This is a genomic window from Enterobacter sp. KB-280D8, assembly GCF_041399405.1.
In the GTDB taxonomy this organism is placed as follows: Bacteria; Pseudomonadota; Gammaproteobacteria; order Enterobacterales; family Enterobacteriaceae; genus Enterobacter; species Enterobacter cloacae_N.
Window position 1 is genome coordinate 233,452 of the sequence record NZ_JBGKEC010000002.1, and the last position, 24,984, is coordinate 258,435.

Sequence of the window (24,984 nt, forward strand, 5' to 3'; positions counted from 1 at the left end):
ATAGCCGCATATTCTACCCGTTATCTACGGGCGCGCCAAACCACTGATGATACCAACGTGGTAAAAATTGATCCCGCAAGAGCCGGATTTGCCAGCGATGGTGCGAAAACGTCACCGATATTTGCCCGGAATGGGGGGTATCGTGCCAGATATACCCCTCTTTTCGATAACGCCGGACCACTTTAACCGACGGGAACCGCCATGCGTTGTAGCGGGCCGCTGAATCCAGCGCAATCTGTCCATCCACCCGCTGTACCAGCGGCAAAGATGACGAGGTATTGCTGCCGTGATGCGGTACCTGTATGAGTGTTGACGTAAGATGTTTCCAGTAATGGCTAAGCATAGCCTGTTCTGCCTGTGCTTCAATGTCTCCCGTCAGCAGAACGCTCTGCTCGCCGTCGTCAATTTTTACCACGCAGGAGTGATTGTTCCCCTGAGCCGGATAATTTTCAGGAGGCCAGTGGACGGAGAAGGTTAACCCCTGCCATCGCCATTTTTGCCCACGAAAACAGGGAAGATGCCCCGCCAGGCGCAGCGGACTTCTTACCCATATCTCAGGCCATGCTTTTTGTAGCGATGCAAGGCCTCCCGCATGGTCGAGGTGCTCATGGCTGAGAATAACCCCCTCTGGCCGCAGGTGATGCCAGCGCAGCCACGGTATGATTAACCGCTGCGCGCTATCCCCGCCCGGCCAGGCGAGCCCGGTGTCATAGAGAATGGCTTTACCCTGCCGTTCAATGACCATTGCCAGCCCCTGCCCTACATCCAGCATATGTAGCGTCCATGCGTCGCTTTTCGCCGTTCGCCAGAGGGGAAAAGCCAGTAAGACACTTCCAGCCAGACAAACGGCAGGAACGGTTTTCCAGGCACGAAAACGCCAGCCGATGATGATAAGCCAGGGCAGTAACGTCATGTACTGCCAGCGTTGATCCACACTCTGCCAGCCGTCTGGCAGGCGCATAAGCAGCCAGAACAACCCGGCAAGCGTCTTATCGGCCGTATACCAGATGCCGCTTTCCAGCCCCGCCAGTGGCAGCAGATGGAACAGCATGCCAAGTAAAATCAGCGGTACGCAGACAAACGTCACCAGCGGAACGGCAAAGAGATTGGCGATCAACGATGAAATGCTAAAGCCATGGAAAATCAGAACCTGTAACGGCATGAGAAGCAACAGCATGCCGATCTGAAGATAGAGAAGGTTCAGCAGCGGCCGAATACGTCGAGCCCGTTGCCAGTCAGGAAGCGGCAGCCACTGAAACCAGAAAATCAGCGCGGCGACGGCAAATGCAGACAGAAGCAGACTCTGCGATAGCATGGCTAAGGGATCGCTTATCAGGATCGCCGCGACACAGCAGATCCACACCTGCCAGGGAGACCACTGCCGGGCACCGATGCGCAGTGCCGCCAGCACGGCAAGTGCGATGACCGTGCGTAGCGCGGGTGGCTGCAGGCCGGTCAGCCAGGCGTAGAAAGCGGCAAAGCATAACCCGGCCAGCAGAGGCATTTGCCAGTGGACACGATGGCAAGGTAATAAAAACTGAAGCCCGCGCGTGAGCAACCAGACGATGGAGGCCGCCAGCGCGATATGCAGGCCCGAAATCGCCATCAGATGCAGCGTGCCGGTTTCACGCATCAGGTCTTTTATTTCTTCTGGAACATCCAGACGTTCCCCCATCCCCAGCCCGAGGATCACCGCGCCCCAGCGATATGCAGAAAGTCGGTTTTGCAGCGACGTCAGGTATTGCGCTCGCAGACTGCAACGCCCATCGACGAGTTCTGCATGGGTAAAGCGCCCGCTCAGCGTTTGATGGCGGGCAATAGCGCTGCGCTGGGGATCATACCCTCCGTCGTTCAGTTCGCCGTGAGCCGGCCTGAGCCTGAGGGTCATTGCCCAGCGCTGACCGGCACACGCTTTCTGCGGCAGATAATGACCATAAAGCGTTACGCCCGTTGACGCCCACCAGCGTTGGCCATCAACGGTGAGTATTTTTCCCTGATGCACAGTGGCACCATCAGTGGCGGCGATTTCTACCTCGGCCTGTACGGCACCAGTGGTTAAATGCTGCATCGGCCAGACGCTCTCTTGCGCAGCCAGAATGCCCCACACGCAAAAGAGCAGCGTAAGCCCCACATACTTCAGCCGTATGTTTTGGCGTGCGGCCAGTGCAGCCCCGCCAGCCATCATTATCCACACGGTATAACGCGATGGCAGTTCGGGTAACCAGAGTAACGGGGCTATCGCCAGAATGGCGCAGATACCTAAAGCGGGAATTCCCATTGCTACCTCCCTGTTTCAGGGTGGCAGTATGCTAGCGGGTGGCGCGGGTCGTCAGGTAAGAAGGATGCGATTTACAGCAAGCGCAGCAATGTATTTTATGCGTTACAGAAAACGAAACGGAAAATGCGGGGCACCTTCAGAAAGAAAGCGATGGGTACAAAAAAAGCACCCGCAGGTGCTTTCTTTCGAACCCAGTTTAACCGGCTGGCTAAACTCAGTTGCCGTAAATATTGGCGCGATCGCGCAGCTCTTTACCCGGCTTAAAGTGCGGAACGTACTTACCTTCCAGCTCGACTTTATCACCAGTTTTCGGGTTACGCCCGGTACGTGGAGCACGATAGTGCAGAGAAAAACTACCGAAACCGCGGATTTCAATGCGCTCGCCCTGGGCAAGAGTGGAGGCCATATGCTCCAGCATCTCTTTTACGGCATCTTCCACTGCCTTGGCAGGGATATGCGGTTGCTGACTGGCAAGTCTTTCAATCAATTCTGACTTGGTCATGATTCCTCCGGTTCCTTTCAAACCAATTAGCTGAACAGCTCATTAAACAAGGGCGGCCGTAGCCGCCCTTTGTTATTGATTACAGGACGAATCCTGCAATCTGTCAAGTCTGCTCCTCATCCTTCGCGCTGTAAATGCGTTACAGCTCAAATGATGCCGAGAACCTGATATTACTCGCCTTTAGCTGCTTTGAAAGCTTCAGCCATTGCGTTGTTAGAGAAGTTTGCATCTTCCTGTTTGTTAACAGTTGCGATTGCATCTTTCTCATCAGCTTCGTCTTTAGCACGAACAGACAGGCTGATTGCACGGTTCTTACGGTCAACACCGGTGAACTTAGCTTCAACGTCGTCGCCAACGTTCAGAACCAGAGTGGCATCTTCAACGCGGTCACGTGAAGCTTCAGAAGCGCGCAGGTAACCTTCAACGCCGTCAGCCAGTTCTACGGTTGCGCCTTTAGCGTCAACTGCAGTCACTTTACCGTTTACGATTGCGCCTTTCTTGTTCAGTGCAACCCAGTTGTTGAACGGATCTTCTGCGAGCTGTTTAACGCCCAGAGAGATACGCTCACGCTCTGCGTCAACCTGCAGAACAACTGCAGCGATTTCGTCGCCTTTTTTGTATTCACGAACTGCTTCTTCGCCTGCAACGTTCCAGGAGATGTCAGACAGGTGAACCAGGCCATCGATGCCGCCGTCCAGGCCGATGAAGATACCGAAGTCAGTGATAGACTTGATTTTACCTTCAACACGGTCGCCCTTGTTGTGGGTTTCCGCGAACTGCTGCCATGGGTTGTTTTTGCACTGTTTCAGGCCCAGGGAGATACGACGACGTTCTTCGTCGATATCCAGAACCATCACTTCCACTACATCACCAACGTTAACAACTTTGGATGGGTGGATGTTTTTGTTGGTCCAGTCCATTTCGGAAACGTGTACCAGGCCTTCAACGCCTTCTTCGATTTCAACGAAGCAGCCGTAGTCGGTCAGGTTGGTTACGCGACCAGTCAGTTTAGTACCTTCTGGGTAACGCTTAGCGATAGCTACCCATGGATCTTCGCCCAGCTGTTTCAGGCCGAGGGATACACGAGTACGCTCGCGGTCGAACTTCAGCACTTTAACAGTGATTTCGTCGCCCACGTTCACGATTTCGCTTGGGTGCTTAACGCGTTTCCACGCCATGTCGGTGATGTGCAGCAGGCCATCAACGCCGCCCAGGTCAACGAATGCGCCGTAGTCAGTGAGGTTCTTAACGATACCTTTGACTTCCATGCCTTCCTGCAGGTTTTCCAGCAGCTGATCGCGTTCTGCGCTGTTTTCGGATTCGATAACGGCACGACGGGAAACAACAACGTTGTTACGCTTCTGGTCCAGCTTGATTACTTTGAACTCAAGCTCTTTGCCTTCGAGGTGCAGGGTGTCACGGACTGGACGAACGTCTACCAGTGAACCTGGCAGGAACGCACGAATACCATTCAGCTCAACAGTGAAGCCACCTTTAACTTTGCCGTTGATAACACCGACCACAGTTTCAGCTTCTTCGTAAGCTTTCTCCAGCGTGATCCATGCTTCGTGACGTTTAGCTTTCTCACGAGACAGCAGGGTTTCGCCGAAGCCGTCTTCTACTGCGTCCAGAGCAACGTCAACTTCGTCACCAACCTGGATTTCCAGCTCACCCTGGGCGTTTTTGAACTGCTCAGCCGGAATGGCGGACTCAGATTTCAGACCGGCGTCAACCAGTACTACGTCTTTGTCGATAGCAACAACAACACCGCGAACGATGGAACCCGGACGGGTTTCGATTTCTTTTAAGGATTCTTCAAACAGTTGAGCAAAAGATTCAGTCATGTTTAATCTTCAGGTTAATATTAACGTCCACCTGGCTCCGTGCCGGATGGGGTTGTTTCACATACCCGCCGTCAGTCCATTGCAGCGGGGGTACTGCTAAATCGGTCGCAATTACGCGAGTGCCAGTTTTTGGCGCGCATATTGTAGCGCTTTTTCAATCACTTGCTCAATAGTTAAACTGGTTGAATCCAGTACTAAAGCATCTTCTGCAGGAACAAGTGGTGCGACGGCGCGGTTACGATCGCGGTCATCGCGCTCTTTTATCTCGGATAAAAGGCGATCAAAGTTAACACTAAACCCCTTTTCCTGCAACTGAAGCATGCGGCGTTGAGCACGCTCTTCCGAAGAGGCATCAAGGAAAATTTTTACTGGTGCATCAGGAAATACTACGGTTCCCATGTCGCGTCCGTCAGCGATCAGACCCGGGGCTTCACGAAACGCACGCTGCCGACGTAGCAGCGCCTCGCGAACGCGTGGGAAAGCGGCCACCTGAGAGGCCGCATTAGCGACTTCCTGCGTACGGATTTCGCCGCTCACGTCTTCACCTTCCAGAATCACTTCCAGGTTGCCATCGGTGGAAACAAAACGCACATCCAGATGCGCAGCCAGCGGTACCAGCGCTTCTTCAGAGGCGACATCCACATGATGATGCAGCGCAGCCAGCGCCAGCACGCGATAGATTGCTCCCGAATCTAAAAGATGCCATTGCAATGCTTCCGCCATCGCTTTGCACAGAGTACCTTTCCCTGCGCCACTCGGCCCATCAATGGTGATTACCGGGGCAATTGCCGTCATCTTTTTCTCCTTAAATAAGGCATACCGTTAACATGAACGCCGCGCATTATACGCGCCAACGTGCGCAACTGTTACCTTTGCGTGCAAATTGCGGAATGATTGAAGCAGAGTGTAGAAGAAATGAGCGGGAAAGATCGTCAGGAAGCGTAAGGAAATGCCGCATCAGGTGATGCGGCAGGTATTCATTATGTCAGGGTACTAATGCGCGCCAGCTGTTCGAAATAGTCCGGGAAGGTTTTTGCCGTACATTTCGGATCGAGAATGGTCACAGGGGTATCGGACAGCGCCACCAGCGAGAAACACATCGCCATACGGTGATCGTTATAGGTCCCGATTTCGGCAAACTGCAGTTTTGCCGGAGGGGTAACGCGAATGTAATCTTCGCCCTCTTCTACCTCAGCGCCGACTTTACGAAGCTCTGTCGCCATTGCGAACAGGCGGTCCGTCTCTTTTACGCGCCAGTTGTAGATGTTACGCAGCGTGGTGGTGCCTTTGGCAAACAGCGCCGCCGTGGCAATGGTCATCGCCGCATCCGGGATATGGTTCATGTCCATGTCGATGGCGTTCAGCTCGCCGCGGGTACAGGAGATGAAGTCATCACCCCAGGTGACAATAGCGCCCATTTTTTCCAGCACGTCCGCAAAACGAATATCGCCCTGCACGCTGTTGCGGCCAATGCCGGTCACTTTTACCGTACCGCCTTTAATCGCACCCGCGGCCAGGAAGTAGGACGCGGATGACGCATCCCCTTCCACCAGGTAGTTACCCGGAGACTGATACCGCTGTGCCCCGCGCACCACGAAGCGCTGGTAAGACTGGTTTTCCACCTCAACGCCGAAGGTTTTCATCAGGTGCAGCGTGATATCAATATACGGTTTGGAGACCAGCTCACCTTTAATCGTGATAACCGTATCCTGTGGGGCCAGCGGCGCGGTCATCAGCAGTGCCGTCAGGAACTGGCTGGAGACGCTGCCGTCAACCTCGACGTGACCGCCGGTAAAGCCCCCGCGCAGACGCAGTGGCGGATAATTTTCCTGCTCCAGATAGTCAATCTGCGCGCCGCCCTGACGCAGAGCATCTACCAGATGACCGATCGGACGCTCTTTCATACGCGGCTCGCCGGTCAGCACGATGTTGTTGCTCCCCAGGCACAGGGCCGCCGCCAGCGGACGCATCGCGGTACCCGCGTTGCCCAGAAACAGCTCAAGCTCTTCACTCGCCTGCAGCGCGCCGCCGTTGCCGGTCACTTCGCAGCGGGTACGATCGTCAGAGAGTGTGTAATGAACGCCCAACGCTTTCAGCGCATTGAGCATATGGCGCACGTCATCGCTGTCCAGCAGGTTAGTGAGGACGGTGGTGCCGTTTGCCAGAGCTGCCAGCAGCAGAGCGCGGTTCGAGACACTTTTTGAACCAGGCAGATTGATGGTGCCATCTACCCGCGCGATAGGTTGTAACGTCAGGGATTCCATGAAAACTAAACTCTCAACTCAACATAATAAAAACCCCGCAGGGACGCTGCGGGGGTGAAAAACAGCAAATTAACCGTGACGACGTTCAAAGTCGATCATGAAATCCGTCAGGGCCTTAACGCCTTCCAGCGGCATCGCGTTATAGATAGAGGCACGCATGCCGCCCACCACACGGTGGCCCTTGAGCGCGTGCAGGCCTGCCGCGAAGGACTCTTCCAGGAACACTTTGTCCAGGCTGCTGTCCGCCAGCTGGAATGGCACGTTCATGCGGGAACGGTTAGCTTTCGCTACATCGTTGCGGTAGAAATCGCTCTTGTCGATCACGCCATACAGCAGTTCGGCTTTCTGCTGATTCACCTTGTCCATCTGCGCCACGCCGCCGTTTTGCTTCAGCCATTTGAAGACCAGGCCGGAGAGGTACCAGGCAAACGTTGGTGGGGTGTTGAACATGGAGTCGTTATCGTTCAGCACGGTGTAGTCGAGAATCGACGGGCAGGATTTATGCGCTTTACCCAGCAAATCTTCACGCACGATGACGATAGTCAGACCCGCAGGACCGATATTTTTCTGCGCGCCAGCATAGATAACGCCGTAACGGCTGACGTCAAGTGGCGCAGACAGAATGGTGGAGGAGAAGTCGGCGGCAACCACAACATCTTTGCCAAAGTTTGGCGTCTCGTCGATGGCAATCCCGTCAATGGTTTCGTTCGGGCAGTAGTGAAGATAGGCGGCGTTATCAGAAAGCTGCCACTCGCTCATAGGCTTCACGGCGCGCAGGCCGTCAACGGTCACTTTGGCGTCGATAACGTTCGGCACGCAGTACTTGTGCGCTTCTTTAACGGCGCTTGCCGCCCAGTAACCCGCGTCAACGTAGTCAGCCGTCGTTTTGTCACCGAGGATATTCAGCGGTACGCCTGCAAACTGACCGCGGCCGCCGCCGTGGCAGAACAATACTTTGTAGTTCGAGGGAATATTCAGCAGATCGCGAAAATCCTTTTCTGCCTCTTCGGCCACCTGAATAAACTCTTTACCACGGTGGCTGATTTCCATCACCGACGTACCCAGACCGTTCCAGTCACACAGCTCCTGTTGAGCCTGTTTAAGCACGTCTGCCGGTAACATTGCCGGACCTGAACTGAAATTAAAAACTTGAGCCATTTCCCCTCACCACGCTAAAAGCCATAAGTTATAACTGTGGATATCGGTTTTATCATTCAGTGACACGCGCCGCAATGTCTAAAACTTATGACCGGGGAAATGTGCCCCGCGTCACACAAAACAATCTGCCGCCTCGATACGACAAAACCGACAAAATGGCTGTCAGGTAATACGTTTGGCCCGGCTAACCTTCGTCCATTCCGGATTTGCACAGCGGGGGCATAATTGACGATCCCCTGGCTGCATCGCGACAACATGGCTACACCTTACGCAAGCATACTCGCCTGATTCAGGTACCGTTCTGAAACGCTCTATGAGCATATCCGGCAGGATACACAGTCCCGGCTTCACCTCGTCGTCAGAATAGTAATAGACGCTGATTTGGCCGTTGGTTTCCATAATCGCCAGACGCACCTGCCCCAGTTGCTCAACGCTGTTCAGGCGAAGCTCCATAAAGAACTCAAACTCGGTCATGTTGGCGCTTTGCACATTTTGCCAGGCCAGTTGGCCGTCCTCGACGATAACCACCGGCTTCCCTTCGAACAGATCTTCCAGCTTTTCGCTTTTCGACATCAGCCACATGACAAGACGGTAAAGTAGCGCCAGTGAGACAAAAACGATAAATACCGGCACCATCGGCACATCGTCATAAAAGGCGACGTCTCCCGCCGCCGAGCCCAGCGTCAGAATGATCAGCACTTCAAACAGCGACATTTGCCGAACGCCGCGACGGCCGGTGATTTTAAGAAACAGGAAGACGAGTACGAAGGTATACAGGCTGCGCAGCGCCACTTCGCCCAGAAATTCAGGAGGAACTTTATCAAACGCCATCCGCTGGAGATCAAATGCTTTCATTTTTCTATGCCTTAACAGTCAGTTACTGTCACTAAGCATAGCCCAGCCATTTATTTTCGCCGGAGATAGCACCCGTCACGCAAAACCCGTATCATTGCGCGCTTTACGTACGATAAAAGTGAACGCCATGACTCAAACGTTTATCCCCGGCAAAGACGCCGCTCTGGAAGATTCCATCGCTCGCTTCCAGCAGAAACTGACCGACCTGGGCTTTAACATCGAAGAAGCCTCCTGGCTCAACCCGGTGCCTCACGTCTGGTCCGTGCACATTCGCGACAAAGACTGCGCGCTCTGCTTTACCAACGGTAAAGGCGCGACGAAAAAAGCGGCACTGGCCTCTGCGTTGGGTGAGTATTTTGAGCGTCTGTCCACCAACTATTTCTTTGCTGACTTCTGGCTGGGTGAAACCATCGCCAACGGTCCTTTCGTTCACTATCCGAACGAAAAATGGTTCCCACTGACCGAAGACGACGAACTGCCGGAAGGGATCCTCGATCAACGCCTGCGCGCTTTCTACGATCCAGAAAACGAACTGACTGCCAGCATGCTGATCGATCTGCAGTCGGGTAACGAAGATCGCGGTATCTGCGCCCTGCCGTTCACCCGTCAGTCTGACGAGCAGACCGTTTATATTCCGATGAACATCGTCGGCAACCTGTATGTGTCCAACGGCATGTCCGCCGGTAACACCCGCAACGAAGCGCGCGTGCAGGGCCTGTCTGAGGTGTTCGAGCGTCACATTAAAAACCGCATCATCGCTGAATCCATCAGCCTGCCGGAGATCCCGGCGGACGTTCTGGCGCGCTACCCGGGCGTGGTGGAATCCATCGCGAAGCTGGAAGCGGAAGGTTTCCCAATCTTTGCCTACGACGGCTCGCTGGGCGGTAAATATCCGGTTATCTGCGTCGTGCTGTTTAACCCGACTAACGGCACCTGCTTTGCCTCCTTCGGCGCGCATCCTGACTTCGGTGTGGCGCTGGAGCGTACCGTGACCGAGCTGCTGCAGGGCCGTAGCCTGAAAGATCTCGACGTGTTTACCCCGCCAACGTTTGACGATGAAGAAGTGGCCGAGCATACCAACCTCGAAACCCACTTCATCGACTCCAGCGGTTTGATCTCCTGGGATATGTTCAAGCAGGACGCGGACTATCCGTTCGTGGACTGGAGCTTTGCCGGTACCACGGAAGAAGAGTTCGCCACGCTGATGGCAATCTTCAACGCCGAAGATCAGGAAGTCTACATTGCCGACTACGAACACCTGGGCGTTTACGCGTGCCGCATCATCGTGCCCGGCATGTCCGACATCTATCCGGCGGAAGATTTGTGGCTGGCTAACAACAGCATGGGCGCGCACCTGCGTGAGACCCTGCTGTCCCTGCCGGGCAGCGAGTGGGAGAAAGAAGATTATCTCAACCTGATCGCCCAGCTGGACGATGAGGGCCACGATGATTTTACCCGCGTGCGCGAACTGCTGGGTCTGGCGACCGGGAAAGACAACGGCTGGTACACCCTGCGCATCGGCGAACTAAAAGCGATGCTGGCGCTGGCGGGCGGCGATCTGGATCAGGCCCTGGCCTGGACCGAATGGACCATGGAGTTTAACCAGTCGGTCTTCTCCGCCGAGCGCACCAACTATTACCGCTGCCTGCAAACCCTGTTGCTGCTTGCACAGGAAGACGATCGCGAGCCACTGCAGTACCTGAACGCTTTCGTACGTATGTACGGTGCTGAAGCGGTTGAAGCCGCCAGCGCGGCGCTGAGCGGTGAAGAGCCGTTCTACGGTCTGCAGGCAGTTGACAGCGATCTGAAAGCCTTCCCGGCGCATCAGTCTCTGCTGAAGGCCTATGAAAAGCTGCAGAAAGCAAAAGCCGCTTACTGGTCAAAATAAGCGCACATAACATTAACAGCAGTAGGCGTATTCAATCGTCTGGGCTATATTACGGGGCAATTTCATTGCCCCGTTTTTTATTCTCTTCGGCAATGATTATTGATTGTAATAATAAAGTTAAACATGGGTGAATATAATAATATTTGCCTGGGCTTTATTGTTACTTTTTATGGTAAATACTCCATATTAATTAACTGTTTCGAAGGGGGCCGAACGAAAAAATTCAACTCTTTTCATAACTTTTAAAATTTATTTTTATACGGATAATCAAATACTTACTCCGCATTTGTTGTAAAACCATACACACTGCGGGCCTATAAGCCAGGCGAGATATGATCTATATCAATTTCTCTTCTATAATGCTTTGTTAGTATCTCGTCGCCGACTTAATAAAGAGAGAGTTAGTGTGAAAGCTGACAACCCTTTTGATCTTTTACTCCCCGCCGCGATGGCAAAAGTTGCCGAAGAAGCGGGTGTCTATAAAGCAACGAAACACCCGATGAAGACGTTCTATCTGGCGATCACCGCAGGTGTGTTCATCTCAATCGCTTTCGTCTTCTACATCACCGCCACCACCGGTACTGCCGGAATGCCTTTCGGCATAGCTAAACTGATTGGCGGCATTTGCTTCTCACTGGGCCTGATTCTCTGCGTCATCTGCGGCGCCGACCTCTTCACCTCAACGGTGCTGATTGTCGTGGCAAAGGCCAGCGGAAGAATTACCTGGGGTCAACTGGCGCGCAACTGGCTTAACGTCTACGTTGGTAACCTGATTGGCTGTCTGCTCTTTGTTCTGTTGATGTGGCTCTCTGGCGAGTATATGACCGCCAACGGCGGCTGGGGCCTTAACGTCCTGCAGACCGCCGACCACAAAATGCATCACACATTTATCGAAGCCGTTGCTCTCGGCATCCTCGCAAACCTGATGGTCTGCCTGGCGGTCTGGATGAGCTACTCGGGTCGTAGCCTGATGGATAAAGCCATGATTATGGTTCTGCCGGTTGCGATGTTTGTTGCCAGCGGCTTTGAGCACAGTATTGCGAATATGTTCATGATCCCGATGGGGATTGTTATCCGCAACTTTGCAAGCCCGGAGTTCTGGACCGCAGTTGGTTCATCCCCGGAAAGTTTCTCTCACCTGACTATTATGAATTTCATTACTGATAACCTGATCCCCGTCACTATCGGGAACATTATCGGTGGGGGTCTGTTAGTTGGGTTGACATACTGGGTCATTTACCTGCGTGGCGACGATCATCATTGATGGTTTTCTCAGGCAGTAAATAAAAAATCCACTTAAGAAGGTAGGTGTTACATGTCCGAGCTTAATGAAAAGTTAGCCACAGCCTGGGAAGGTTTTGCGAAAGGTGACTGGCAGAATGAAGTAAACGTCCGCGACTTCATTCAGAAAAACTATACCCCGTATGAAGGTGACGAATCCTTCCTGGCTGGCGCAACTGATGCGACCACCAAGCTGTGGGACAGCGTAATGGAAGGCGTTAAACTGGAAAACCGCACTCACGCGCCAGTTGATTTTGACACCTCCGTTGCTTCCACCATCACTTCTCACGATGCTGGCTACATCAACAAAGCCCTTGAGAAAATCGTTGGTCTGCAGACTGAAGCACCACTGAAACGCGCAATCATCCCGTTCGGTGGTATCAAAATGGTTGAAGGTTCCTGCAAAGCGTATAACCGCGAGCTGGACCCAATGCTGAAAAAAATCTTCACCGAATACCGCAAAACCCACAACCAGGGCGTATTCGATGTTTACACCAAAGACATTCTGAACTGCCGTAAATCTGGCGTTCTGACGGGTCTGCCAGATGCATATGGTCGTGGTCGTATCATCGGTGACTACCGTCGCGTTGCGCTGTACGGCATCGACTTCCTGATGAAAGACAAGTACGCGCAGTTTGTTTCCCTGCAGTCCGATCTGGAAAACGGCGTAAACCTGGAAGCGACTATCCGTCTGCGTGAAGAAATTGCTGAACAGCACCGCGCGCTGGGTCAGATCAAAGAGATGGCTGCGAAATACGGCTGCGATATCTCTGGTCCTGCAACCAACGCTCAGGAAGCTATCCAGTGGACCTACTTCGGCTACCTGGCTGCGGTTAAGTCTCAGAACGGTGCAGCAATGTCCTTCGGTCGCGTGTCTACCTTCCTGGATGCGTACATCGAACGTGACCTGAAAGCAGGCAAAATCACCGAGCAAGACGCTCAGGAAATGATTGACCACCTGGTCATGAAACTGCGTATGGTTCGCTTCCTGCGTACCCCTGAATACGATGAACTGTTCTCTGGTGACCCAATCTGGGCAACAGAATCAATCGGTGGTATGGGCGTTGACGGCCGTACGCTGGTTACCAAAAACAGCTTCCGCTTCCTGAACACCCTGTACACCATGGGTCCTTCTCCGGAGCCGAACATCACCGTTCTGTGGTCTGAAAAACTGCCTCTGAACTTCAAGAAATTCGCCGCTAAAGTGTCCATCGACACCTCTTCTCTGCAGTACGAGAACGATGACCTGATGCGTCCGGACTTCAACAACGACGATTACGCTATCGCTTGCTGCGTAAGCCCAATGGTTGTTGGTAAACAAATGCAGTTCTTCGGTGCGCGTGCAAACCTGGCGAAAACCATGCTGTACGCTATCAACGGTGGCGTTGATGAAAAACTGAAAATGCAGGTTGGTCCTAAGTCTGAGCCAATCAAAGGTGACGTGCTGAACTATGACGAAGTCATGGAGCGCATGGACCACTTCATGGACTGGCTGGCTAAACAGTACGTCACTGCACTGAACGTTATTCACTACATGCACGACAAGTACAGCTACGAAGCCTCTCTGATGGCGCTGCACGACCGTGACGTTATCCGCACCATGGCGTGTGGTATCGCTGGTCTGTCCGTTGCTGCTGACTCCCTGTCTGCAATCAAATACGCGAAAGTTAAACCAATTCGTGACGAAGACGGCCTGGCCGTAGACTTCGAAATCGAAGGCGAATATCCGCAGTTTGGTAACAACGACGCTCGCGTTGATGACATGGCGGTTGACCTGGTAGAACGTTTCATGAAGAAAATTCAGAAACTGACTACCTACCGTAACGCTATCCCGACTCAGTCTGTTCTGACCATCACCTCTAACGTTGTGTATGGTAAGAAAACCGGTAACACCCCAGACGGTCGTCGTGCTGGCGCGCCATTCGGCCCAGGTGCTAACCCAATGCACGGTCGTGACCAGAAAGGTGCGGTTGCCTCTCTGACCTCCGTTGCTAAACTGCCGTTTGCTTACGCGAAAGATGGTATCTCTTACACCTTCTCTATCGTGCCAAACGCGCTGGGTAAAGACGACGAAGTGCGTAAAACTAACCTCGCGGGTCTGATGGATGGTTACTTCCACCACGAAGCGTCCATCGAAGGTGGTCAGCACCTGAACGTGAACGTAATGAACCGTGAAATGCTGCTCGACGCGATGGAACACCCTGAGAAATATCCTCAGCTGACCATCCGCGTATCTGGCTACGCAGTACGTTTTAACTCCCTGACTAAAGAACAGCAGCAGGACGTTATCACCCGTACTTTCACTCAGTCCATGTAAGTGGAATTGACTGAAATCACGCGTTAAAAAGCGTACAATAAAGGCTCCACGCAAGTGGGGCCTTTTTAACACCCTCGCTTCATCAGTCTCTTTTGTCCGCTATCTATACTCTATGGATAACAGCCAAAACAGACTCGACATAGCCTTTGAGCTGTGCAACTACACAGGCCCCCGGATGGGCCAAATTCGGAGATATCACCGCAATGTCAACTATTGGTCGCATTCACTCCTTTGAATCCTGTGGTACCGTCGATGGCCCGGGGATCCGCTTTATTACCTTTTTCCAGGGCTGCCTGATGCGCTGCCTGTACTGCCATAACCGTGATACCTGGGACACGCACGGCGGTAAAGAAGTCACCGTGGAAGATTTGATGAAAGAGGTGGTGACCTACCGCCACTTTATGAATGCGTCCGGCGGTGGCGTGACCGCGTCCGGCGGTGAAGCTATTCTGCAGGCTGAGTTTGTCCGCGACTGGTTCCGCGCCTGCCGTAAAGAAGGTATTCATACCTGTCTCGACACCAACGGCTTTGTGCGCCGCTACGATCCGGTTATTGACGAACTGCTCGAAGTGACCGATCTGGTGATGCTCGATCTCAAACAGATGAACGATGAGATCCACCAGAATTTGGTTGGCGTTTCTAACCACCGTACGCTGGAGTTTGCCAAGTACATTGCCGACAAAGGAATCAAAACCTGGATCCGCTACGTTGTAGTTCCCGGTTGGTCAGATGACGATGATTCCGCGCACCGCCTGGGGGAATTTACCCGCGACATGGGCAACGTCGAGAAAATTGAGCTTCTGCCCTATCACGAACTGGGTAAGCATAAATGGGTGGCGATGGGCGAAGAGTACAAACTCGATGGCGTGAAGCCGCCGAAGAAAGAGACGATGGAGCGCGTGAAAGGTATTCTTGAGCAGTATGGTCACAAGGTCATGTATTAAAGAGAAGGCCCGGTGAGAACCGGGCCTTTTTATATTCTATTTAAAGACGCCGTTAATAACGGAAGTCACAATCGCCGTGCTCAGCGCAATTAAGACCAGATCGTCACCCACGACGCGCCATTCATAGCCAGGGTAGGAAGGAAGCTGGCCGAGCATAGACGCTGGCACGGTTTTCTTCGCAATGCCCGGAGGCAGTGGTTTACCGCGAGCGAGGTTTTTTGCAATACCCGGAGGCAGAGACTCATAGCCCGTTAAGCCGTAATTCAGTGCCAGGTGGCGGGCATGATCGAAGCTCACGCGAGCATCAACGTCATTACCGACATCTTTGCTGTTTTTGAAGCTCTTATCCGATTTTCCAGGGTTATCCTTTCCGCTATTTTGCTTATTACCATGGTTACCGGAGTTACCAGAATTCCCGTTACCATGATTGCCGCCATTACCTTGTCCGCCACCGTTTCCGTGACCACCGCCGTTCCCGTTACCAGGATTAGCCATGACCGGAGCCGTTGCAAACGTTAAAGACAACACTACGGCAAGTGCGGTAGTGGAAAAACGACGTATAGACATGATTGTTGCCTTTTAGTGGTAGAACTCATTTGAATTATCGCCAGGCGGGAAAAACAAACAATACGTAAAAGTCTTATATGTGACAGGGATAAAAAAGCCTGTCATAGACAGGCTTTTATTTAATCAGGCGTGAGCCACAGGCGTTGGATGCTCGCCTGCTTTACGCAGTAGCATTAAGAGATAAATAAACGACACGCTGGCGATCATGATAAACAATAAATTATCGGAATAATTCTGCATCAGCATCGCGGTAAACGTCGGCCCTAATAAGCTGCCGATGGTATAGCTCAGTAACAGCGCCTGGTTCATTGCCACCAGCTGGTGATGTTCGACTTTCTCACAGGCCCAGGCCATCGCGACCGGATAGAGCGTAAAGCCGGCGGCCCCGAGAATAAACAGCGCGGGCGCCATCGCGGCGTTGCTGAGCATGGCGAGGCATCCCATGATCACCACGAAGACCTGAACGCGCAGCACCAGCAGACGACCAAAGCGGTCCGCCAGGCGGCCAATCGGCCACTGACCCACAATACCCGCGCTCACCATCACCGCCATCCAGAAGCCGATTCCGGAATCACTGACCCCCTGATGGTTCAGGTAGAGCGGCATCAGGCCGTAGAGCGAGCCCAGTACAATCCCTGAGATAATGCAGCCGTTAACGCCCAGACGCGCCTGACGGAGTCTCAGCATTGGCCAGACGTGGGTCGCTTCCTGATGTTCGCTGTTTTGGTTCACAATGCGCGTAAAGAGCAGCGGCAGGATCGCCGCCAGCACCATGCCTGTCACCCACGGCAGCACGCTCATCAGGTCGGTTGGCAGCTTGCTGACCATCAGTTGACCCAGCACGGTGCCGACGTAGTAAACCATCATGTAGGCCGCCAGCAGACGTCCGCGGTTGCGGGAGGTGCCGCTGCACATCAGCGCACTTTCAACCACCACCCAAATCATCGCGCAGCCGATACCGGCGATAAAGCGCCACGCCATCCAGCTCCAGAAGCCGACCATCAGGCCCAACCCGGCGCACCCGGCAGCAAAAATCAGCGAGGCCAGATAATAGCTGCGATTAAAGCCGAAGCGCTTAATCAGGCTCCCGGTTAATAACGTGCCCAGCAGGTTCCCGGTGAAAAAGGACGAGCTGACCATACCCACCTGCCAGGTCGGTAAGTTTTCATGGGCGAGCCACAGCGGGACGAGCGTGTTTAACACTGCGATCGCCAGGGTCAACAGAAGCAGGCCACAGAGCAACAGGAGCACTGGCCGGGTATAGGTGGTCATGGATTAAAAACCGTGAGGAAGTTCAGATTTCGTGCGCATCATGCCACTGGCAAAAACAAAGTCAATCCACTGATTTAGCTGGCTCGCACAATATGTTCCCTGTCGATTTAAAAAACTTATCCTGCTAATGCAGCGCCTGCTATAGATATTAATTATGTGTCTGTTTTTATTTATTAATGACCGAAATTAAAACAAAACGACAGTCGAAAAATTTCATGATCGAAAAAAGAAAAAGCCGGGCGCTCAGGCCCGGCTTGATATAACTAAATGCAACGTTAACTGGCGATAGCCATACCAACGGTCATATGCAACCCGTAGAAAATGCCGCGACCAATCAACTCCCCTGCCAGTACCAGCACAAAGGCCAGTGACAGCAGCGGCAGCGCGGGCTGATAACCTTTAAGCTGAGGAGCGATCCAGAATACCAACGCCGCGACCAGCAGAACGATGCGCCAGGCCATCAGAGAACCGTAATCAGGAACCAGGGCGGACGCCTGCTGAATGGAGCTGTGAATAGTTGCCAGCTCAGCCCCCTGCATCAGAGCAACCATCGCACTCACCACCAGCGCCAGCAGCGAAACGGCGGGCAGAAGACGCATTGCCCACCCGTCGATACCCGCCACGCGCAGCAGCAGGTAGCCCAGCAGCGGCCCGCCGATAAACATCGTCAGGAAGAAGCTCATCGGCGTCCAGACGCTGTACCAGGTTGGGACGGTATCGATGGTGTTATAGACGCGCACCATCATCCACACGAACACTACGCCCAGCACCATGGTGACGATCAGCCACAGGCTTCGCAGACCCGCAGGCAATTTCTTCATCGCGGCCAGCAGCCAGCCCAGCCCGCCGACGGCAAAGAAAATTGCCCCGCTCGCAATCTCGTTACTGAGGGACGACGCTCCTACGCGGTTCAGAGAGTTAAACGCGCGCATCGGCGAACCCAGGTGCAGCGTGGAGGCGATAAAGCCAATTCCCATCAGCACCCACAGACCAAACATGCTCAACACCAGACGCTGCTGCTGTTCAGCGTTGAGATCGCCTTTCAACAGCGCCAGCGCGAGTACGATGAAGCCGCCCGCTACGCACTGACCAAAGACCGTGAAGATCATCAGCGGCCATTCATGCCATCCACTTCCCATCTTACACCTCCTTCGGATTTGCCAGGTAGCCGGTGGTGTCACCCGTCGGACGGCTGTTGGCGTTAGGTTTAATGACAATACTCGGCTTCGTGAAGTGCGCTGACGGCAGCGGCGCCACTGCGGCAAGCTGACCGTGTTTTTGTCGCAGCTCTTCAACAGGACCAAAGTCCAGCGCGCGGAGTGGACAGGACTCGACGCAGATGGGTTTCTTACCATCCGCTACGCGGCTGTGGCAGCCGTCGCACTTGGTCATATGCCCTTTGGCGGCGTTGTACTGCGGCGAGCCGTACGGGCACGCCATATGGCAGTAGCGGCAGCCGATGCAGACATCTTCATCCACCACCACAAAACCGTCTTCCCGCTTGTGCATCGCCCCGCTCGGGCAGACCTTGGTGCAGGCCGGATCTTCACAGTGGTTACAGGCAATCGACAGGTAATATGCAAAGACGTTCTGATGCCAGACGCCGTTATCTTCCTGCCAGTCGCCCCCGGCGTATTCGTAGATGCGGCGGAAGCTCACATCCGGAGTAAGATCTTTGTAATCTTTACAGGCCAGCTCGCAGGTTTTGCACCCGGTGCAACGGCTGGAATCAATGAAAAATCCATACTGGGTTGTCATCGGTTACTCCTTAAACCTTTTCAACCTGGACAAGGTTTGTGTGGGATGGGTTGCCCTTCGCCAGCGGCGACGGACGTTGCGTGGTCAGCACGTTAATACTGCCCGCCTGGTCGATGCGGTTGGCATCGGGGCTGTACCAGGCCCCTTCCCCCAGCGCCACCACGCCTGGCATCATGCGCGGCGTCACTTTGGCCTCAATGTGTACCTCGCCGCGACCGTTGAAGATACGCACGCGATCGCCATTGCCGATGCCGCGAGCTTTGGCATCCATCGGGTTGATCCACATCTCCTGACGGCAGGCGGCTTTCAGTACGTCGACGTTGCCGTAGGTGGAGTGCACTCGCGCTTTGTAGTGGAAACCGGTCAGCTGCAGCGGGAATTTCGCCGTCAGCGGATCGTTATAGTTTTCAAAACCAGGCGTGTAGATCGGCAGCGGATCGATAACGTCCCCTTCCGGCAGTTCCCAGGTCGACGCGATTTTTGCCAACTCTTCGGAGTAGATCTCGATTTTGCCCGATGGCGTGGTCAGCGGATTCGCCTGCGGATCTTCACGGAACGCTTTGTACGCCACGTGGTGCCCTTCCGGATCGCGCTGTTTGTACATACCCTGCTTGCGGAAGGTATCGAAATCCGGCAGGTCAGGGATCGCTTTACGGGAAAGTTCATGCAGATGGCGCATCCACCCTTCCTGAGTACGTCCCTCGGTAAACTGCGGCTCAACGCCAAGACGTTTCGCCAGCTCAGAGGTCATCTCATAGATGGTTTTACACTCGAAGCGCGGTTTAATCGCCTGGTCGGTAAAGATCACGTAGGACATGTTGCCGCAGGAGGCGTCCAGCGCGAAATCCATCTGCTCAGAGGCGGTGCAGTCCGGCAGCAGGATATCGGCATATTTCGCCGAGGAGGTCATGTGGCAGTCAATCACCACAATCATCTCGCACTTCTTGTCATCCTGCAGGATTTCATGAGTGCGGTTGATTTCAGAGTGCTGGTTGATGAGACAGTTACCGGCATAGTTCCAGATCATCTTGATCGGCACGTCCAGCTTGTCCTTGCCGCGCACGCCATCGCGCAGGGCGGTCATTTCCGGGCCGCGTTCGATCGCATCGGTCCACATAAACATGGAGATGCTGGTCTGAACAGGGTTATCCAGCGTCGGCATACGTTCAAACGGCACTTCATAAGAGCCTTCACGCGCGCCGGTGTTTCCGCCGTGAACGCCCACGTTACCCGTCAGAATAGAAAGCATTGAGATGGCACGGGTCGCGATTTCGCCGTTCGCATGACGCTGCGGTCCCCAGCCCTGGCTGATATAGGCCGGTTTGGCTGAGCCAATCTCACGCGCCAGTTGAACGATACGCGCCACCGGAATACCGGTGATGGTGGAGGCCCACTCGGGCGTTTTCGCCACGCCATCGCTGCCCTGACCGAGAATATACGCCTTGTAGTGACCGTTAGCCGGCGCGCTGGCGGGCAGGGTTTTCTCGTCATAGCCGACGCAGTATTTATCCAGGAAAGGCTGATCGACGAGGTTTTCGGTGATCATCACCCACGCCAGCGCGGAAACCAGCGCCGCATCGGTACCCGGACGGATTGGGATCCACTCGTCTTCACGTCCGGCACCGGTGTCGGTATAGCGCGGATCGATGATGATCATGCGAGCATTGGATTTTGCGCGGGCCTGTTCCAGGTAGTAGGTTACCCCGCCGCCGCTCATGCGGGTTTCGCCCGGGTTATTGCCAAACAGCACGACCAGCTTACTGTTTTCGATATCAGACGGGCTGTTGCCGTCCGCCCAGCCGCCGTAGGTATAGTTGAGGCCCGCTGCAATCTGCGCGGAAGAGTAGTCGCCGTAGTGGTTGAGATAACCGCCGCAGCAGTTCATCAGGCGCGCCACCAGCGTTTTACCCGGCGGCCAGGAGCGGGTCAGCGTGCCGCCGAGCGTCCCGGTGCCGTAGTTCAGGTAGATGGATTCGTTGCCGTACTCTTTGATAAGGCGCTGCATATTGGTGGCGATGATGTCGTAGGCTTCATCCCAGCTAATACGCTCGAACTTCCCTTCCCCACGCTTACCGACGCGCTTCATCGGATACTTCAGGCGGTCCGGATTATACACGCGACGACGCATGGAGCGACCGCGCAGACAGGCGCGAACCTGATGTAACCCTTCGTAGTTATCGTCCCCGGTATTGTCGGTTTCGACATATTTAATTTCACCATCCACTACATGCATACGCAGCGGACAACGGCTACCGCAGTTTACGGTACAGGCACTCCACACCACTTTTTCCGGAGCTGAGGCTGGGGACAGTGCATCTGCCGCCGACGCCAGTCGGGTGAAAGGGAGCGTGAAGGCACTACTGGCTACGGCCAGGCCGCCAATTGCCGTGGTTTTCATCAACCCACGGCGAGTGACCTCGGCAGCCATTAACGCTTCAGGCGCGTTGATTTTCATAAAGACTCACTTTGGTTGCTCACAAAGAAATGAGAGGCGGCATAGACCGCTATATAGTTTTATTTATAACGAATTTCTTCGTTATCAGCTTTTTATGCTGACTTTCATTCGGAAGAGTATTACTACTTTAGAGGGAGAGGTTATTGCTTCGTATCAAATCAAAGGCATAAAAAAAGCGCCCTGAGGCGCTTTTTTGTTTTAAGACAAATTATCAGCCGATGTACTGCTGGCCTTTCATGTATGGACGCAGCACTTCAGGGATCTCGATGCGGCCATCTGCCTGCTGGTAGTTTTCCAGCACGGCAACCAGCGTACGGCCAACGGCCAGACCAGAGCCGTTCAGGGTATGCACCAGACGGGTTTTCTTGTCAGACTTGCTGCGGCAGCGTGCCTGCATGCGGCGCGCCTGGAAATCCCAGACGTTAGAGCAGGAGGAGATCTCACGGTAGGTATTCTGCGCAGGTACCCAGACTTCCAGGTCGAAGGTTTTGCAGGCACCAAAGCCCATGTCACCAGTGCACAGCGCCATACGACGGTACGGCAGACCCAGCAGCTCCAGCACTTTCTCAGCGTGGCCGGTCATCTCTTCCAGCGCGTCCATGGACTCTTCCGGACGAACGATCTGCACCATCTCAACTTTGTCGAACTGGTGCATACGGATCAGACCGCGCGTGTCACGACCGTAAGAGCCCGCTTCAGAACGGAAGCACGGAGAATGTGCTGTCAGCTTAATTGGCAGGTCATCTTCGTCGATGATCTCATCACGTACGAGGTTGGTCAGCGGTACTTCCGCGGTTGGGATCAGCGCGTAGTTGCTGCTGTCTGCCTCTTCGTCCAGCGGGCGGGTATGGAACAGATCGCCGGCAAATTTCGGCAGCTGGCCCGTGCCGTACAGCGTATCGTGGTTAACCAGATACGGAACGTAGGTTTCGCTGTAGCCATGCTGTTCGGTGTGCAGATCCAGCATGAACTGCGCCAGCGCGCGGTGCAGATGGGCAATCTGGCCTTTCATCACCACGAAGCGAGAACCGGTCAGCTTAACCGCTGCTGCAAAGTCCAGGCCCGCGTGCATTTCGCCCAGCGTCACGTGATCGCGCACCTCGAAGTCGAACTCGCGAGGCGTGCCCCAGCGTTTCACTTCAACGTTGTCGTTCTCATCTTTGCCGACAGGCACGCTGTCGTCAGGAATGTTCGGGATCGCCAGGGCGATATCACGAATTTCGGCCTGAAGAACGTCCAGCTCCGCTTTCGCCTGATCCAGCTCTTCACCCAGTTTGTTCACTTCCAGGCGTAATGGCTCAATATCTTCCCCGCGCGCTTTCGCCTGGCCAATGGATTTCGATCGAGAGTTACGCTCTGCCTGCAGATTTTCAGTTTGTACCTGCAGAACTTTACGACGCTCTTCAAGAGCGCGCAGCTTATCTACATCCAGCTTAAAGCCCCGGCGTGCCAGTTTTTCAGCGACTGCGTCTGGCTCATTACGCAGCAGATTGGGATCGAGCATGCTTATCCTGTGCTTATCGAATTAAAATAGGAAAATGTGACCACAGCCTGCGGCCACAGGGATACTACGCCAACATTACCGCAACGATAGCGCTAACGGTAGCGTTTTATAGGGCTATTTTGATCCTGTCCGGCAAGCCAGGCGAGCTTTTCGCCAATCTTGCCCTCAAGACCTCTGTTTGTGGGGTGATAATAGCGGGTTTGTGCCATTTCCTGCGGGAAATATTCCTCGCCAGCGGCGTAGGCGTTGGGTTCATCATGGGCGTAACGATACTCCTGCCCGTAACCCATCTCTTTCATCAGTTTGGTTGGCGCATTGCGCAGGTGGACCGGCACATCGTAGTCAGGGCGTTCGCGCGCATCCGACATCGCGGCTTTAAATGCGGTATAGACGGCGTTGCTTTTCGGTGCACAGGCCAGATAGACAATCGCCTGGGCAATGGCACGCTCGCCTTCCGCCGGGCCTACGCGGGTAAAGCAGTCCCAGGCCGAGATCGCAACCTGCATGGCGCGCGGGTCGGCATTGCCAACATCTTCTGACGCAATTGCCAGGCAGCGGCGCGCAACATATAGCGGATCGCCACCCGCGGTGATGATACGCGCGTACCAGTACAGCGCTGCATCCGGAGCGCTGCCGCGCACGGACTTATGCAGCGCCGAAATCAGGTCGTAGAAACGGTCGCCTTTATTATCGAAACGCGCGCTGCGCTCCCCGGCAATTTCGGTCAGCAGCTCCTGCTTCAGCACCCGCTTCCCGGCATCATCCACTTCGGCCATATCGGCCATCATTTCCAGCGTGTTTAGCGCCCGACGCGCATCGCCGTTGACCAGCTCCGCAATCGCACGTCGCGTGTCGTCAGGCAGCACGATATCCTGCCCGCCGTAGCCCCGCGCCTTATCCTCCATCGCCTGCGTGAGGACCTTTTCGATATCCTCGGTGGTCAGGGATTTAAGCAAATAAACGCGCGCGCGGGACAGCAGCGCCGAGTTCAGTTCAAACGATGGATTTTCGGTGGTCGCCCCGATGAAGAAGATTGTGCCGTCTTCAATATGCGGCAGGAAGGCATCCTGCTGGCTCTTGTTGAAGCGGTGGACTTCGTCGACAAAGAGAATAGTGCGGCGTCCGGCATTGCGGTTCTGCCGCGCTCGCTCGATCGCCTCGCGGATCTCCTTCACCCCCGACGTCACCGCAGAGATACGCTCAACGTCCGCGTTAGCATACCGGGCGATCACTTCTGCAAGCGTGGTTTTGCCGGTGCCCGGAGGTCCCCAGAGGATCATCGAGTGTAAATGCCCGGCCTCAATGGCGCGCGGCAAGGGTTTCCCCGCAGCCAGCAGATGCTGCTGACCAATATACTGCGCTAAATTTTCTGGCCGCATACGGGCGGCCAGAGGTTGAAACGCGTTATCTGAAAAATCGAGCGACAGATTGCCCACTCATGCCTCTTACTTATTGCGTTGGTCGTCCACCGTTACGCCCTGCGGCGGGGTAAAGGTGAATTTCGATGCGTCAACAGCGCCGTTCTGCTGAGATTTAAGCTGGTAGCTGCTGCGCTGATCGTCTTGCTCAACCGCGCCGAACTGGTTAATGGTACCGTTGGTGCTTACGTTGATGGTGAACTGCTTCAGGTTGCCGTTACTGCCTTTCGGCGTCAGGACAAATTCGTCACCCTTCTGTTTAATATTGTACTGCTGCCAGTCGCTGGCCTGGTTGCGGGCAATCAGCATAAACGGCGTGTTGCTGGTCGCGTCCTTCAGCCAGGTCGCCGTGGCCTGCTCAACGAACGGGTTGAAGAACCACAGGGTTTTACCATCTGACACCAAAATACTTTCATCAGGCTGGGTCATATGCCAGTTAAACAGATTAGGGCGTTTCACCCACAAATCCCCCTGTCCTTCCTGCACCGCGTTGCCGCTGCCGTCTGTCACTTTTTGCGTGAAGCTGGCGTGGAAGCTGCTGACTTTGTCCAGTCGGCTTTTAAGGTCGCTGGCTGCATCAGCCCAGACGCTGCTGGCAACAAAACTGGTGAGTAATGCACAGGCGATGGCGATTTTTTTCATTGTTATTCCTTAAAATACGTCTTCCCGAAATGGGGGT

The 24,984-nt window shown here is 54.3% G+C and carries 19 protein-coding genes; 4 read left to right on the forward strand and 15 right to left on the reverse strand.

The genetic code is table 11. The features are described 5' to 3' along the window. Positions 1-13: 13 nt before the first annotated feature. The 7 genes from AB8818_RS06620 to AB8818_RS06650 form a co-directional block, all read right to left on the reverse strand. A complete protein-coding gene (locus AB8818_RS06620; RefSeq protein WP_192982976.1) occupies positions 14-2,278 on the reverse strand; it encodes a ComEC family protein in 2,265 nt (754 codons plus the stop codon). Positions 2,279-2,492: 214 nt separating this feature from the next. Further along, a complete protein-coding gene (ihfB, locus tag AB8818_RS06625; protein ID WP_008499965.1) occupies positions 2,493-2,780 on the reverse strand; it encodes an integration host factor subunit beta in 288 nt (95 codons plus the stop codon). A gap of 170 nt (positions 2,781-2,950) precedes the next feature. Beyond that, positions 2,951-4,624, reverse strand: coding sequence for a 30S ribosomal protein S1 (rpsA, locus tag AB8818_RS06630; protein WP_008499966.1), 1,674 nt, complete (start codon positions 4,622-4,624; stop codon positions 2,951-2,953). 111 nt (positions 4,625-4,735) lie between these two features. Then, the gene (cmk, locus tag AB8818_RS06635) at positions 4,736-5,419 is read right to left on the reverse strand and encodes a (d)CMP kinase (protein WP_024907794.1); all 684 of its coding nucleotides are present in this window, start codon (positions 5,417-5,419) and stop codon (positions 4,736-4,738) included. Positions 5,420-5,604: 185 nt separating this feature from the next. Further along, positions 5,605-6,888: a 3-phosphoshikimate 1-carboxyvinyltransferase gene (aroA, locus tag AB8818_RS06640; protein ID WP_192982974.1), complete on the reverse strand. Its 1,284-nt coding sequence runs from the start codon at positions 6,886-6,888 to the stop codon at positions 5,605-5,607. 69 nt (positions 6,889-6,957) lie between these two features. Beyond that, positions 6,958-8,046, reverse strand: coding sequence for a 3-phosphoserine/phosphohydroxythreonine transaminase (gene serC / locus AB8818_RS06645; RefSeq protein ID WP_116340960.1), 1,089 nt, complete (start codon positions 8,044-8,046; stop codon positions 6,958-6,960). A gap of 162 nt (positions 8,047-8,208) precedes the next feature. After that, a complete protein-coding gene (locus AB8818_RS06650) occupies positions 8,209-8,901 on the reverse strand; it encodes a DUF421 domain-containing protein (RefSeq protein WP_163328589.1) in 693 nt (230 codons plus the stop codon). Between the two features lie 127 nt (positions 8,902-9,028). Here AB8818_RS06650 and ycaO point away from each other — a divergent pair, with 127 nt between their 5' ends. The 4 genes from ycaO to pflA all read left to right on the forward strand — a co-directional run bounded on the left by ycaO (position 9,029) and on the right by pflA (position 15,331). Next, complete coding sequence (gene ycaO, locus AB8818_RS06655; RefSeq protein WP_162874956.1) at positions 9,029-10,789, forward strand: 30S ribosomal protein S12 methylthiotransferase accessory factor YcaO; 1,761 nt, start codon at positions 9,029-9,031, stop codon at positions 10,787-10,789. Positions 10,790-11,195: 406 nt separating this feature from the next. After that, positions 11,196-12,053, forward strand: a complete 858-nt coding sequence (focA, locus tag AB8818_RS06660; protein ID WP_162874957.1) for a formate transporter FocA — start codon at positions 11,196-11,198, stop codon at positions 12,051-12,053. A gap of 51 nt (positions 12,054-12,104) precedes the next feature. Continuing rightward, positions 12,105-14,387 (forward strand): formate C-acetyltransferase, encoded by a 2,283-nt coding sequence (pflB, locus tag AB8818_RS06665; protein WP_023338210.1) that lies wholly within the window; start codon positions 12,105-12,107, stop codon positions 14,385-14,387. 203 nt (positions 14,388-14,590) lie between these two features. Continuing rightward, positions 14,591-15,331, forward strand: a complete 741-nt coding sequence (gene pflA / locus AB8818_RS06670) for a pyruvate formate lyase 1-activating protein (protein WP_014883212.1) — start codon at positions 14,591-14,593, stop codon at positions 15,329-15,331. A 36-nt stretch (positions 15,332-15,367) separates the two neighbouring features. Here pflA and AB8818_RS06675 read toward each other — a convergent pair whose 3' ends face one another. The 8 genes from AB8818_RS06675 to lolA form a co-directional block, all read right to left on the reverse strand. Further along, positions 15,368-15,898: an anti-virulence regulator CigR family protein gene (locus tag AB8818_RS06675; protein ID WP_061098704.1), complete on the reverse strand. Its 531-nt coding sequence runs from the start codon at positions 15,896-15,898 to the stop codon at positions 15,368-15,370. Positions 15,899-16,021: 123 nt separating this feature from the next. After that, positions 16,022-17,170, reverse strand: a complete 1,149-nt coding sequence (locus tag AB8818_RS06680) for an MFS transporter (protein WP_049136505.1) — start codon at positions 17,168-17,170, stop codon at positions 16,022-16,024. Positions 17,171-17,445: 275 nt separating this feature from the next. Beyond that, positions 17,446-18,309 (reverse strand): dimethyl sulfoxide reductase anchor subunit family protein, encoded by an 864-nt coding sequence (locus AB8818_RS06685; RefSeq protein ID WP_116340968.1) that lies wholly within the window; start codon positions 18,307-18,309, stop codon positions 17,446-17,448. Between the two features lies 1 nt (position 18,310). Further along, entirely contained in the window at positions 18,311-18,928 is a 618-nt protein-coding gene (locus tag AB8818_RS06690) for a DMSO/selenate family reductase complex B subunit (RefSeq protein ID WP_192982972.1), read from the reverse strand. A gap of 10 nt (positions 18,929-18,938) precedes the next feature. Next, the gene (gene dmsA / locus AB8818_RS06695; RefSeq protein ID WP_166710631.1) at positions 18,939-21,383 is read right to left on the reverse strand and encodes a dimethylsulfoxide reductase subunit A; all 2,445 of its coding nucleotides are present in this window, start codon (positions 21,381-21,383) and stop codon (positions 18,939-18,941) included. Positions 21,384-21,594: 211 nt separating this feature from the next. Then, positions 21,595-22,887: a serine--tRNA ligase gene (gene serS / locus AB8818_RS06700; protein WP_008499983.1), complete on the reverse strand. Its 1,293-nt coding sequence runs from the start codon at positions 22,885-22,887 to the stop codon at positions 21,595-21,597. 92 nt (positions 22,888-22,979) lie between these two features. Beyond that, entirely contained in the window at positions 22,980-24,323 is a 1,344-nt protein-coding gene (gene rarA, locus AB8818_RS06705) for a replication-associated recombination protein RarA (RefSeq protein WP_163328579.1), read from the reverse strand. Between the two features lie 9 nt (positions 24,324-24,332). Next, on the reverse strand, positions 24,333-24,947 hold the full coding sequence (gene lolA / locus AB8818_RS06710) for an outer membrane lipoprotein chaperone LolA (protein WP_116340976.1): 615 nt from the start codon (positions 24,945-24,947) through the stop codon (positions 24,333-24,335). Positions 24,948-24,984: the final 37 nt, after the last annotated feature.